The 13,150-nt window shown below is 67.1% G+C and carries 11 protein-coding genes; 5 read left to right on the top strand and 6 right to left on the bottom strand.

All coding sequences use genetic code 11. The annotated features are described in order from the left end of the window. Positions 1-46 precede the first annotated feature (46 nt). From AXW84_RS15120 to kaiC, 4 genes are read right to left on the bottom strand one after another with little or no spacing between them, the layout of a single operon-like run. Positions 47-1,762 carry an ATP-binding protein gene (locus AXW84_RS15120; RefSeq protein ID WP_068234907.1) on the bottom strand — a complete coding sequence of 572 codons (1,716 nt, stop codon included), beginning with the start codon at positions 1,760-1,762 and terminating at the stop codon, positions 47-49. Further along, positions 1,759-2,067 (bottom strand): circadian clock KaiB family protein, encoded by a 309-nt coding sequence (locus AXW84_RS15125; RefSeq protein ID WP_068234909.1) that lies wholly within the window; start codon positions 2,065-2,067, stop codon positions 1,759-1,761. The genes AXW84_RS15120 and AXW84_RS15125 overlap by 4 nt, the downstream gene beginning before the upstream one ends. A 3-nt stretch (positions 2,068-2,070) precedes the next feature. Further along, complete coding sequence (locus tag AXW84_RS15130) at positions 2,071-2,391, bottom strand: circadian clock KaiB family protein (RefSeq protein ID WP_068234911.1); 321 nt, start codon at positions 2,389-2,391, stop codon at positions 2,071-2,073. Between the two features lie 23 nt (positions 2,392-2,414). Continuing rightward, positions 2,415-4,130 (bottom strand): circadian clock protein KaiC, encoded by a 1,716-nt coding sequence (gene kaiC / locus AXW84_RS15135; protein WP_068234914.1) that lies wholly within the window; start codon positions 4,128-4,130, stop codon positions 2,415-2,417. A gap of 121 nt (positions 4,131-4,251) precedes the next feature. Here kaiC and AXW84_RS15140 point away from each other — a divergent pair, with 121 nt between their 5' ends. Continuing rightward, the gene (locus AXW84_RS15140; protein ID WP_068234916.1) at positions 4,252-6,048 is read left to right on the top strand and encodes a DUF885 domain-containing protein; all 1,797 of its coding nucleotides are present in this window, start codon (positions 4,252-4,254) and stop codon (positions 6,046-6,048) included. A 73-nt stretch (positions 6,049-6,121) separates the two neighbouring features. Next, positions 6,122-7,249 carry a TlpA disulfide reductase family protein gene (locus AXW84_RS15145; RefSeq protein ID WP_068234919.1) on the top strand — a complete coding sequence of 376 codons (1,128 nt, stop codon included), beginning with the start codon at positions 6,122-6,124 and terminating at the stop codon, positions 7,247-7,249. Positions 7,250-7,411: 162 nt separating this feature from the next. On the opposite strand, the gene AXW84_RS15150 is transcribed toward AXW84_RS15145, so the two are convergent. Both AXW84_RS15150 and AXW84_RS15155 read right to left on the bottom strand, forming a co-directional pair. Further along, a complete protein-coding gene (locus tag AXW84_RS15150; RefSeq protein WP_068234921.1) occupies positions 7,412-8,110 on the bottom strand; it encodes a response regulator transcription factor in 699 nt (232 codons plus the stop codon). Further along, a complete protein-coding gene (locus tag AXW84_RS15155) occupies positions 8,064-9,605 on the bottom strand; it encodes a sensor histidine kinase (protein ID WP_068234924.1) in 1,542 nt (513 codons plus the stop codon). Before AXW84_RS15155 ends, AXW84_RS15150 begins: the two co-directional genes overlap by 47 nt. A 126-nt stretch (positions 9,606-9,731) precedes the next feature. Between AXW84_RS15155 and AXW84_RS15160 the strand changes: the two genes are divergently transcribed. The 3 genes from AXW84_RS15160 (at position 9,732) to AXW84_RS15170 (ending at position 13,117) form a co-directional block, all read left to right on the top strand. Then, entirely contained in the window at positions 9,732-10,943 is a 1,212-nt protein-coding gene (locus AXW84_RS15160) for a redoxin domain-containing protein (RefSeq protein ID WP_068234927.1), read from the top strand. A gap of 135 nt (positions 10,944-11,078) precedes the next feature. Next, entirely contained in the window at positions 11,079-11,714 is a 636-nt protein-coding gene (locus AXW84_RS15165) for a DUF1579 family protein (RefSeq protein WP_157887054.1), read from the top strand. 143 nt (positions 11,715-11,857) lie between these two features. Beyond that, positions 11,858-13,117 carry a M48 family metallopeptidase gene (locus tag AXW84_RS15170; protein WP_204248382.1) on the top strand — a complete coding sequence of 420 codons (1,260 nt, stop codon included), beginning with the start codon at positions 11,858-11,860 and terminating at the stop codon, positions 13,115-13,117. Positions 13,118-13,150 lie beyond the last annotated feature (33 nt).

Genomic DNA, 13,150 nt, shown 5'->3' on the forward strand with positions numbered 1-13,150 from the left:
TGGTCAGGCGCGGCGAAGTTCAGCGCCGTTCCCGGAGTCGTTCCGTCTACCGGCGCAAGTGCACGGTAAAGGTCGAGCCCACGCCCACCTGGCTTTGCACGGCGATGCGGCCGCCGGCGTTTTCCACCAGCTTCTTCACCATGTACAGGCCAATGCCCGAGCCCTCCACGTGGTCGTGCAGGCGCTGAAACATGGCAAACAGCCGGGGCTCGTCGGCCAGGTCCAGGCCCAGGCCGTTGTCCTGCACAGCCAAAATCAGCTCCTCGCCCGCGGTGTGGCAGCTCAGGCGCACGCGCAGCGGCCGGCCGGGGGCCCGGTACTTGATGGCGTTGCTGAGCAGGTTGTACACCACGCTGCGCAGGTTCTTCTCGGCGAAGGGCAGCGGCGGGCAATCGGCAATGTTCGCTTCGAGGCGGCCGCCGGCGGCCTGGAGCTCGGGGGCCAAGTCGAGGCGCACGTCGGCAATAACGGCCAATACGTCGGCCGGCGCGGGGACCTGGGGCTCCGCTTTTTGCACCTCAATCACGGTCGTCAGGTGCTCGATGGTGCGTCGGAAGCGGTCCACCGAGTCCTGCATCATGTCGAGAATGGCCGGCACCTGAGCGGCGTCGCGGCTGGCAGGCGGCAGCTCCGCCACCAGGGCCTGGAGCAAGCCTTCGATGTTGGTGATGGGCCCCTTGAGGTCGTGCGAGGCGGTGTACACGAAGTTATCGAGGTCCTCGTTCGCGCGGACGAGCTGCTCGTTGTTGGCGCGCAGCTGGGCCTGGGCCTGGGCCACGCGCTCCAGGGCCAGCTTCTGCTCGTGGATGTCGGTGAAGGTGCCAATCCACTCCCGGATGTGGCCAGCCTCGTCGCGCGAGGGCAGGGCCCGGCCCAGCATCCAGCGGTAGTGGCCGGCCGCGTTGCGGATGCGGCACTCCACGTCGAGGGGCTCGCCGGTGACCAGGCTGTGGTGCCAGCGCGCCGTGGCGGGCACAAAATCGTCGGGGTGGATACGGCCGGTGATAGGCCCGGGCTCGGCCTGGGGGCCCTCGCCGGCGAAATCGAACCAGCGGCGGTTGAGGTAGGAATTGAGGCCTGTGGGGGTCGAGGTCCAGGCAATTTGGGGAATGCCTTCCAGCACGCGGCCCACCTCGGCGGCTACCTGCTCCACGGCGCGGCGGGCGGCTTGCTGGCGCAGCAGCTCGTCGTGGGCCCGATCAATCAGCGCGTTCTGCTCCACCACCAGGGCCCGGATGCCGTCGATTTCCTGCGCCGCCGACACGTCGGTTACCAGCACGGCCAGCGCCTGGGCCCCGCCGAAGGCCAGCCCGTTCATCGACACGGCGCACGGCCACAGGGCCCCTGCGGGGCCCCGCAGGGGCAGCTCGCCGCGGGCCTTGCCGGCCCAGCCCCGCGCCACCAGCCCGGCCCAATAGCCCTGAAAGTCGGCCGGCACGCAGGCATCGAAGGCGTGCCCCAGCAGCGCGGCCGGCGCGCGGCCCAATAGCCCGGCCAGCGCCGCGTTGCAGTACAGCACCGTGCCCTCGGGGCTGAGCAGCAGAGCCCCCTCGTTCATCTGCTCGATGAGGGCGCGGTAGCCCTGGTCGGCGCTTTGCAGGGTGAAGATGCGGGGCCCCTCGGGGCCCTGGATGGCCAGCGCGTCCACGGCGCCGGTGCGCACGGCGGCAATCAGCTCCTCGGCCTCACGCAGGCGGTGGTGCAGCTCCTTGTTTTCGAGGGCCAGGGCGGCGGCATCGAGCGGGGCGGGCGGCGGCGTCATGTGGCGGCGGGGGCGGCGGGCAGGCCCAGGGCGGCCAGCACCGCGGCCCGGTTAGAGAGGTCGCCCACGAGCCGCCGCTGGGGCAGCGGGCGCACCCGCACCAGCGTGGGGGCGGCCACAACTTGCTGTTGCTGGGCCAGTTCGGGATCTTGGTACAAGTCGATGATGCGCAGCGCGTAGCGGCCGGGCAGGTACCGCTCGCAGATTTCCTTGATGTTGCGCACGGCCCGCGTCGAATTCGGCGTGGCGCCGGTCACATACAGGTTGAAGGCGTACTCGACGGGCGGGGCGGCGGTTGGTTCCACGGCCTAGTGGGAATCCCGCGGGCGGATGTCGAGCCCTACCAGCACCCGCTCCTCGTTTGAGAGGTCGCCGATGATGCGGCGCAGCGGCGCGGGCACCTTGCGCACCAGCGTCGGAATGGCCAGAATCTGGTCGCCCTCGGCCAGCTGCGGGTGCAGCAGCAGGTCAATCACCTCCAGCGAGTAGCTGCCTTCCATGTATTCTGCGCAGTAGCGGCGCAGGTTGGCCAGCGCGGCCGCCGACTTCGCGGTTTGGCCAGCTACGTACAAGCGCAACTCCCATTTTTTGTTGTCGGCGGGCGGCGCCAAATCTTCCCTCGTTTCCATATTGCCTCGTCTATACGAGAATGCTAAACCGAACGTTGGGGCCCCGGGGCCCCTCCGCCGTTGGTCGCGCTATCGTCTTCGGCCGGGAGCTCCTGCTGCGCCGCCCGCGCCCGGCGCAGCGCTTCCTCCACCGATTCGAATTCGGTACGCAGGTTGCCGATGGTGGCCTCCAGCACCCGGCGCTTGCGCTCCAGCTCGCGGCCGTTGCGGTCCAGCTCGTGGCGCTCGGCTTCGGCAGCGGCCAGGGCCTGGGCACGCTGGGCCAGGCGCCCCGCCCCGGTGATGATGCCGGTGGGGCCCACCACCACGTCGAGCAGCTCCACGCCGCGCGGGGTTACTTCGAATTCGCGCACTTGGTTGGAGTGGGCCAGGCCGCGCGCCTTGAAGATACTCAGGCCGCGGTTGCGCTCGCCGATGCCCTCCAGGTCGCGCACCGAAATCCAGGTGTCGACCAGCGACGAGACGCCTTCCTCGGTCATTTCCATTCGCCCGTCGCGCCCGCTGATGAGGGCCGTGAACAGGGCCGAGATGCCGTGCACTTTCAGGTAGTCGATCAGGCGGGTGAGCATGCTGCGCACCTCGCTCGTGCTGCCCACCGAAATCAGGTTGCTGATGGGGTCGATGATGACCGTGCTGGGCCGGAACTCGCTCACGAGCCGGTGCAGCGTCACGAGGTGGCGCTCCAGGCCGTTGAGGGTGGGGCGCGAGGCATCGATGCGCAGCAAACCCTGGGCGAGGCAGGGCGCCAGGTCGATGCCCACCGACTGCATGTTGCGCACGAGCTGGGCCGGCGATTCTTCGAAGGCGAAGTACAGGCACCGCTCGCCGCGCTGGCAGGCGGCCAGCGCGAAGGAGGCGGCCAGCGTGGTTTTGGCCGTGCCGGCCGTGCCCGTCAGCAGCGTGCTGCTGCCCCGGTACCAGCCGCCGCGCTCGAACATGGCGTCGAGGCCGGGCACACCCGACGACACGATTTCGTTCGACACCGTGTGCTCGAGCTTGAGGGAGGTGACGGGCAGCACCGAAATGCCGTCCTCGGTGATGAGGTAGGGGTACTCGTTGGTGCCGTGGGTGCTGCCGCGGTACTTCACCACGCGCAGCCGGCGGGTCGTAATCTGGTCAATCACCCGGTTATCGAGCAAAATCACGCAGTCCGACACGTACTCCTCCAATCCTTGCCGGGTAAGGGTGCCGTCGCCGCGCTCGGCGGTGATGACGGTGGTCACGCCCTTGTCCTTCAGCCAGCGAAACAGCCGGCGGATTTCCGAGCGCAGCACCGATTCGTTGGTGAAGCCCGCAAACAGCGTTTCGATGGTGTCGAGCACCACGCGCTTGGCCCCGATGGCGTCAATGGCGTAGCCGAGGCGGATGAACAGGCCTTCGAGGTCGTACTCGCCGTTTTCCTCCATCTCCGAGCGGTCCACGTGCACGTGGTCCACGCGCAGCAGCTTGGCGGCTTGCAGGGCCCCCAAGTCAAAGCCCAGCGAGGCCACGTTGGCCGCCAGCTCTTCGGCGGTTTCCTCGAAGGTCATCAGCACGCCGGGCTCGCCGTAGTTCTGGATGCCGCGCACCAGGAACTCGATGCCCAGCAGGGTTTTGCCGCAGCCGGCGCTGCCGCAGACCAGCGTGGGCCGGCCCAGCGGCAGGCCGCCCTCGGTGATTTCGTCGAGGCCGTCGATGCCGGTCGGGGCCTTGGGCAGCCGGGGCAGCGCAACGGCACCGGCGGGAATAATTTCTTGCATAACGAAGCTAACGGATCGGGAAAGCATCAAAGATAATTGGCCGGGCGGTGGCCGCCCCACTCTTCACGCGGCGTACCCGGCGGGGGCCGTAGTTTGGCTGCCGCATTCGTTTCGTTCGTTCATGAAAAAACTTCTCCTCGCCGGGCTGGCCGCCGCCCTGGCCACCGCTTGCAACCAAAACCGCCCCGCCGAAACCGCCGCCGGGGCCCCCACCGCCGCCGACCCCAAGGCCCTGGGGGCCCTGTTCGACGCGTACTGGGAACGGCAGTCGCGCCTCGACCCGCTCTCGGCCACCAGCCAGGGCGACAACCGCTTCAACGACCAGCTGCCCAACGACGGCACCCGCGCCTACCGCGACTCGCTGCGCACGTTTTACCAAACCTACCTCACGCGGCTGGAGCGCTTCGACCGGGCCAAGCTGGGGCCCAACGACCAGCTGAGCTACGACATCTTCCGGTACCAGCTGCAGCAAAACCTGGCCGGCTTGCGCCTGAATACCTGGATGATGCCCTTCAACCAGTTCTACGCCCTGCCCCTGACGATGGGCCAGATGGGCTCGGGCGAGGGCATTCAGCCGTTCAAAACGGTGAAGGACTACGACAACTGGCTGGGCCGCGTGCGGGGCTTTGCCACGTGGGCCGATACGGCCGTGGCCAACTTCCGCACCGGCGCACGGGCCGGCGTGGTGCTGCCCCGGGCCCTGGTAGTGCAAATGGTGCCCCAGATGCGGGCCCTGGTGGTGGCCGACCCCACCAAGAGCCTGTTTTACAGCCCCATCAACAAGTTTCCCGCCAGCTTCTCGGCGGCCGATAAGGCCCGGCTGACGGCCGATTATAAGAAGGCCATCAGCACCGAGCTGGTGCCGACGTACAAAAAATTGGGCGACTTCCTGCAAACCGAGTACCTGCCCAAGGCCCGCGCCACCAGCGGCCTGGGGGCCCTGCCCGGCGGCCCGGCCATGTACAAGTACCTGGTGGCCAACTCGACGACGACCGAGCTGACGCCGGCCGAAATTTACCAGGTGGGCCTGGGCGAGGTGAAGCGCATCCGCGCCGAGATGGAGCGCGTGAAGGCCAGCGTGGGCTTTAAGGGCGACTTGCGGGCGTTTTTCGAGTACCTGAAGACCGACCAGCGCTTCCGGCCCTACAAAACGCCGGCCCAGATTTTGGCCGCCTTCGAGGCCATCCACCAGCGCATGGCGCCAAACCTGACCAAGATGTTCGGCCACGTGCCCAAAACGCCGTTCGAGATCCGCCAGACCGAGGCCTTCCGTGCTGCCTCGGCCTCGGCCGAGTACAACCAGGGGGCCCCGGACGGCTCGCGGCCGGGCATTTTCTACGTGCCCATCCTCGACGCCACCCAGTTCACGACCACCTCGGGCATGGAGTCGCTGTTTCTGCACGAGGCCATTCCCGGGCACCACTACCAGATTTCGTTGCAGCAGGAAAACACCGCCCTGCCCAAGTTCCGGCGCTTTGGCAGCCAGAACGCCTACGTGGAGGGCTGGGCCCTGTACTGCGAAAGCCTGGGCAAGGAGCTGGGCCTCTACACCGACCCCTACCAGTACGCCGGGGCCCTGGGCGACGAGATGCTGCGCGCCGTGCGCCTGGTGGTGGACACCGGCCTGCACTCGCGCAACCTGACCCGCGAGCAGGCCATCGCCTACATGCTCGACAACCTGCCCCTGAGCACCCAGGACGCCACCTCGGCCATCGAGCGCTACATGGCCATCCCCGGCCAGGCGCTGGGCTACAAGATTGGGGCCCTGAAAATCAGGGCCCTGCGCACCCGGTACGAGCAGCAGCTGGGCCCCAAGTTCTCGCTGAGCGCCTTCCACGACGAGATTCTGAAGGACGGCTCGATGCCGCTGGCCGTGCTGGAAAAGAAGATGGACGCCTGGGCCGCCGCCCAGAAGTAGGGCCCTGGACGTGGCACTTTCCTAACGCGCTATTGGGCGCTACCTTAGCCGTCCGCACCATTCTCCTTTCCTCATGAAACTCCTCTTCGCCGCGGCCCTCGGGGCCCTCCCCCTGCTGGCCCAGGCCCAGGCCGAAAACTTCGTACTGACCGGCAAAGTCGCCAACCCCAAAGCGGTTGATAAAGTCTACCTCGGCTACTCTGTGGCCGGCAAAATCGTGACGGATTCGACGGTGTTGAAGAACGGCGCGTTTACGTTTAAGGGCACCGTACCGGGCCCCACGCGGGGCACCCTCTTGTTTGCGCATCAAGGCGCGCGGCTGAACAAAACGCGCGATATGAACATCTTATATCTTGAGCAAGGCACCGTGAAAGTGGCCACCCGCGACTCGGCTGCCAAGGCTACCGTCACGGGCACCCCGCTCAACAAATTGCAGGACCAGCTAGATGCCCAGCTCAAGCAGTTGAACGCGCAAGACAAAGCCTTGGGCAAGGAGTACATGGCCGCCCGCGCCAAGCAGGACAAGCCTACCATGGACGCGCTTGAGGCCAAATTCGACGCCCTTGCCGAGGCCGAAAAGAAGGTAGCCACCGACTTTGTGGTGGCTCACCCCAACGACCGGTTCAGCCTGTTTGCCATCAAGCAAGCCGTGGGCTATGCTCCTAAGCCAGCCGAGTACGACGTGCTGTTCCAGAAGCTTTCGCCCAAGCTGCGGGCCACGCCCGATGGCCAGAAAATCGCCGCTCAAATCACCAAATTGCAGTCGGTGGCCGTGGGGGCCCTGGCGCCCGACTTCACCCAGAACACGCCCGAGGGCCAGCCGCTCACGCTCTCGTCGCTACGCGGCAAGTACGTGCTGATTGACTTTTGGGCCAGCTGGTGCGGCCCCTGCCGCCAGGAAAACCCCAACGTGGTGGCGGCCTACAACACCTACAAAGACAAGGGCTTCACCATCCTGGGCGTGTCGCTGGACAAGGAAACCGGCCAGGGCGCCTGGGTGAAGGCCATCGCCGCCGACGGCCTGGTCTGGCACCAAGTATCGGACCTCAAGTTCTGGCAGAACGCCGTGGCCCAGCAGTACAGCGTGCAGGGCATTCCCCAGAACTTCCTGCTCGACCCCGCCGGCAAAATCGTGGCCACCAACCTGCGCGGCGAGGAGCTGCAAACCAAGCTGGCCCAGCTGCTGGCGCCGGTGAAGTAAGCTTTTTTTCTTGTGTGTTTTTGACGAAAAGCCTGGCCCCGCGCCGGGCTTTTTTGTGGCCGTAGCGTGGACGCTGCGAGTCCGCGCGTTTCGCTTTGTCCTGCCGATAATCGTTGGGCGACCGTTCAACCGCGCGGACTCGCAGCGTCCACGCTACAGGCGCTACGCCACCAGGCGGTAGCCCACGCCGCGCAGGTTGAGGATGGCCACGGCGGGGTCGTGGCGGAGGTATTTGCGCAGGCGGGAGATGAACACGTCCATCGAGCGGGCGTGGAAAAACGAGTCGTCGCCCCAGAGTTGCAGCAGGGCCGCCTTGCGGTCGAGCGGGCGGGGCTGGTGGCGGGCGAGTAGCTCCAGCAGCTCGGTTTCGCGGTGCGAGAGGGTGGCGCTGAGCTGGCCGTCGAGCCACAGCTCCTGGCGCAGGGGCACGAACGTGTAGCGGCCCAGCGGCACGGCGGCGGGCAGCGCGGGCGCGGCGGCCGGGGCCCGGCGCAGCAGCTCGCGCAGGCGCACCACCAGCTCGTCGAGGCTGAAGGGCTTGCGCAGGTAGTCGTTGCCGCCCACCCCGAAGCCCTGCACCACGTCGGCGGGCTGCGACTTGGCCGTGAGGAAGAGCACCGGCACCTGCTGGTTGGTGCGCCGGATTTCCGCCACAAACGCCAGCCCGTCGAGCTGCGGCAGCATGATGTCCACGAGGCACAGGTCGAACGGCTCGCGGCGGAACGCGGCCAGCCCCAGGGCCCCGTCGGCCGCGTGCGTCACCCGGAAGCCCTGGCGCTCCAGGCTTTCGCGCACAATGCGGGCCAGGGGCAGTTCATCTTCGAGCAGCAGCAGGTGGAGCAAGGGCGGCGTCGTTATCATAAGGAGCGGCGAGGGGCAGGCGGATGGTGAAAGTGGTGCGCCCGGCCTGGCTGTGCAGGGCCAGGGTGCCGCCGTGGCGCTGCACCAGGGCGCGGGCGTAGTGCAGGCCCAGGCCCGAGCCGGGCACGTCGTGGCGGTTGCCGGTGGGCACGCGGAAGAACTTCTCGAACACCCGCGCCTGGTACTCGGCCGGGATGCCGGGGCCCTCGTTGGTGATGCGCAGCACGGCCTGGCCGTTTTCCGCGCCGCACCAGAGGGCAATTTCGCCGCCCGGTTGGCCGTACTTCAGGGCGTTGTCGAGCAGGGTGGCCAGCACGTTGGTCAGGTGCACGGCGTCGCCCACGATGGGCACGGGGCCGGCGGGCGCGGCGTAGGCCAGGCGGCTATCAACCTGCGCTAGCCGGGGCTGGGCCTCGTGCAGCACGGGCGCCAGCAGGGCCCCCAAATCGAGGGGCTGGCGGGCCAGGGCCAGGCCGGCGTGCTCAGCCACCACGCTCTGCAAAATCTTGTCGGCCAGGGCCCCCAGGCGGGCGGCCTGCTGCCGGATGATGCCCAGGTACTCGGCCGTGGCTTCGGGGCCCAGCGCGAATTGCTCGAGCGCTTCGGCCGCCACGCCGATGGTGGCCACCGGCGTTTTCAGCTCGTGGGTCATGTTGTTCACGAAGTCGTCCTTCAGGGCCGCCAGCCGCTCCTGGCTGAGCAGGGCGCGCACGGTGTAGGCGAAGCAAAATACCACCACGCCAATCAGCCCCACCGACCCCAGCAGCACCCACTTGATGCGGGCCAGGTAGGCCCGGTTGGGGTCGGCGAATTCGGCGCGCACCCGGCCGGCCATTTTCTTGGCAAAATCCACGCGCACCGGGGCGGTGGCAAACGCCGCCCGGGGCCCCGGCGCCCCCAGGCTATCAAACCGGAGCCGGAAAGGCGTGGCTACTTCGCGCCGCCGCAGCGCCTGGGCGTAGAGGCCAGCCAGGCGGCGGCGGTGCACGGTATCGGCCGCGTAGGCGGCGATGAGCTTGTCGGCCAGGCTCTTGGTATAGAAATACGTCATGCCGGCCCGCACGTCTGCCGCCACGGCGCCCGCCGTGAAGCGCTGGATGAAAAAGGCGCGGGCCGCTGCATCGAGCCGGGCCGGCCGGGGCCCCAGGCGGCCCGCAAAGTCGGTGAACCCGATTTCGTACGGGGCCCGCTTTTCCTTCGGGAACGGGTGCTTGTCGGCCACGGAAAAGCGCGCGCTGCCGTACACCGGCTCTACGTAGCCGCGCAGAATAATCGCGCTGGTGTCGGCCAGCCAAGTTCGGTAGCGCCGCAGCAGGCCCCCCTGGCGCAACTGGATTTCCTGGCCGGCGGCTTCGGCCAGCGCTTCGTTGGCGTCGCGGCGGAAGGTGCGGGTGGCGGTGCGGTAGGCCTGGTAGTTCCAGTAGGCTTGCAGGCCGGCCAGGGCCAGCGTGCACGCGGCCATCAGCAGCACCAGAAGTTTGATTTGCCGGGTCATGGGGCCCGAAAGTAGCCGGTACGCCCCCGAAGTTGCTCATTTTTAACACTTCTTAACAGTGCTTAACGGGCGTTAACGCAAGGGGCCCGCCCCCGCCGCGAGGTTTGTCAAAAAAACCCTCGCCCCATGAAAACGCTCCTGTTCCTACTACTCGGCCTCGCGCTGGCCACGCGCCCCGCCGGGGCCCAAATAGCCGCCGAAACCATCGTTGGGGCCCCGGCGCCCGCGCTGCGGTTTGCTGCCGTGCAAAACGCGCCGCGGCCCACCACGTCGCTGGCCACGCTGCGGGGCCGCGTGGTGGTGCTGGAGTTTTGGGGCACGTACTGCGGGCCGTGCGTGGCGGCCATGCCACACTTGCAGTCGCTGCAAAAGCAGTTTGCCGGGCGGCTCCAGGTGCTGGCCATCAGCCAGGAAACGCCGGCGCGAGTGGCGCGCTACCTGGCGGCGCGGCCCTCCAACCTGTGGTTTGCCACCGTGGCCGGCGCGGCGGCCGACTCGCTCCAGCGGCTGTTTTCGTACCGCATCGTGCCGCACTCCGTGTTGATTGACGCCGCGGGCCGGGTGGTGGCCAGCACCGATCCGCGCTACGTCACGGCCGGCGTCATCGACAGCGTGCTGCGGGGCCTGCCCGTGCGCTTGCCGCTGGTAAAAGACAACTTAGTGGCCGACCCGATGGCCGCTTACTTCCCCGCCAACGCTGCCACGCCGCCGCGCTTCCTTATCCAGCCGACCATGCAGGGCCTGGGCGGCATCATCCGCAATTATCCGCAGGATTCCTCGGCCTTCCACAAGCGCCGCTTAACGGCCATTAACCTGCCGCTCGCCATGCTCTATCGCATGGCCTACGGCGACCTGTCTTATTACCGCACCCTCGACCTACGGCCCAAAGCCGCCGCTGGGGCCCCGGAGCCCACGTATTGCCTCGATATTATCGTGGCCAGAGGCCAGGAAGCCACCCTCCTGCCCACCCTGCGGCGGGAGCTGGCCGCCCGCTTCGACCTGCGCGCCACCCTGGAGCCACGCTCGAAACCGGTGTACCTGCTGAAAGTCGTGGATGCTCATAAGCTACTGCCGGCCAGGGGCCCCGGCGGCGGCGGCACGGCCGGGGGCGGCCACTACGACGCACCCAACGCGCCCCTGGCCGCCGTAGCCGATTACCTGGAAGGCTTCGGGGTAGTGAAACTGCCCGTGCTGGACGCTACGGGCAGCGCCGCCCGCTACAACGTCCGGTTCGAGTACCAGCCCGAAAAGCCCGGCGACCTGGCCCGGGCCCTGGCCGCCGCGGGCCTCGCGCTGGAAGCCGCCGAGCGGCCCGTGGCCGTGCTGGTGCTCCAGTAGAGCCCAGCGCGCGGGGCTTAGCGGGCACCGAAGCCGTTTGGCGTGCAAGACCGGCAGAAAGCATTTCTTATTCCTTACTTTCGGCGGAGGTTAGCGAGTAGCATCGGCCATTCTAAATCATTCTTAATGAGTATCATGAAAGCAACAACCCCACGCCCCAACCGCAGCTGGCTGCTTCCATTATTGCTACTTCTTTCACTGGCTACGGCGGCGGCCCAGGAACCGGCAGCGAACAAAAAGTCCGCGGTGGCCCCTGCGAAAAACGAGGAAATGCGGCAGTTGCTGGATTTTTCACGGCCCGGTAGCAACCATGCCCTATTAGGAACCCTGGCCGGCACCTGGACCTTTCAGGACGCCGCTCGGCCGTTTGTCAAGGGGACGCTGCGCCGGACTTCGCTGTACGAAGGACGGTTTTACAACGTAGAAATAACGGGCGGTAAGCTGCCAATTCCCGTGGCCGACGGGAAAATGAAGGAGGCAAACTACCAGGGCCTACAGTTGGAAGGCTACGACAACGTGCGGAAACAATTCGTCACCACTTCCATCAACAACCACATTGGCAGTGATATGGAAGTGCAAACAGGGACTTACGATGCCGCCAAACGAGCCTTCACCTACGAGTCGGAAACTGAGCTGATTCCCGGCGCGAAGACAAAGAATCGAAGGGTGCTGCGCTTCATCGACGCCACTCATTATGCCGAAGACTATTACGAAAACCAGAACGGCACCGATGCAAAAGTCCGGGAATTGGTTTATACCAAAGCGCCTTGAGTGTTGGGTAAGGACAAGCCCCGCGCCGGTCTTCATACTGGGCCCCTTGCCCGGGCCGCCCCGTAGCTTGCGGCCGGCCGGGGCCCCGGCCGCGCCCACCTTGATCCCCTACTTAGTGGATGCTATACAAACTACTCTTGCTGTTGGCGTTGACCTTGGGCGCGGCCGTATCGACCGGGCCCGCCGCGGCGCAAGCTACCCCCGCCGATATGGCCATCATCCGCCGCCCGGCCTTCGACGTGGAGGCCGCTACCCGGCACTACCCCGACACCCTTACGCCGGCCCAGAAGGCCAAGTCGGACGCTTATTTTGAGGGCGGGTACTGGCTCCAGCTTTGGGGGTTGGTGTACGCGCTGGGCGTGGCGGGCGTGTTTCTGGGGCTGGGGCTGTCGCGGTGGCTGCGGGCGCGCACCGAGCGGCTGCCCCGCCGGTGGCAGCGCAACTGGGCCTACGCGGCGCTGTACCTGCTGCTGGCGGCGGGGCTCAGCTTCCCGCTCAGCGTGTACGAAGGCTTCGTGCGCGAGCACCAGTACGGGCTTTCAAACCAGACGTTTGGGGCCTGGCTGGGCGAAGATTTGAAGGGCCTGGCCGTATCGGTCGGGTTCGGCAGCTTGCTGGTGCTGGCGCTGTACGGGGCCATCCGGCGCGCCGGCGCGCGGTGGTGGGTGTGGAGCACGGCCATCGTGGGGGCCTTCGTGGTGATGGCGGTGGCCGTGGGCCCGGTGTTCATCAGCCCGCTCTTCAACCACTACACGCCGCTGCCCGCGGGCCCGGTGCGGGCGGGCATCCTGAGCATGGCCCGTGCCAACGGCGTGCCCGCCGACAACGTGTACTACTTCGACGCCTCGAAGCAGAGCAAGCGCATCAGCGCCAACGTGAGCGGGCTGGGCCGCACCATCCGCGTGTCGCTGAACGACAACCTGCTGCGCCGCTGCACACCCGCCGAGGTGCAGGCCGTGATGGGCCACGAGCTGGGCCATTACGTGCTGAACCACATCCCCAAGATGCTGGTGTTTTTGCTGCTGCTCGTCGGCGTCAGCTTCTGGGGGGTCGACTGGGCCTTTGGCCGGCTGGTGCGCCGCTACGGGGCCCGGTGGGGCGTGGCGGGGCTGGCCGACGTGGGCGGCCTGCCGCTGCTGGCGGCGCTGTTTGCGGTGGCTGGGTTTTTAGCCACGCCCGTTACCAACACCCTCGTGCGCACCAACGAGCAGGAGGCCGACCTGTTCGGCCTGAATGCCGCCCGCCAGCCCGATGGCTTCGCGGCCATTGCCATGAAGCTGTCGGAGTACCGCAAAATCGAGCCCACGCCGCTGGAGGAAATCATCTTCTTCGACCACCCCAGCGGGCGCACGCGGGTGCAGGCGGCCATGCGCTGGAAGGCCGAGCACCTCGACGGACGCTAGAGCCTGTTATGAACTTATGACGAAATTAGGGGT

The organism is Hymenobacter sp. PAMC 26628, from assembly GCF_001562275.1.
Taxonomy (GTDB): domain Bacteria; phylum Bacteroidota; class Bacteroidia; order Cytophagales; family Hymenobacteraceae; genus Hymenobacter.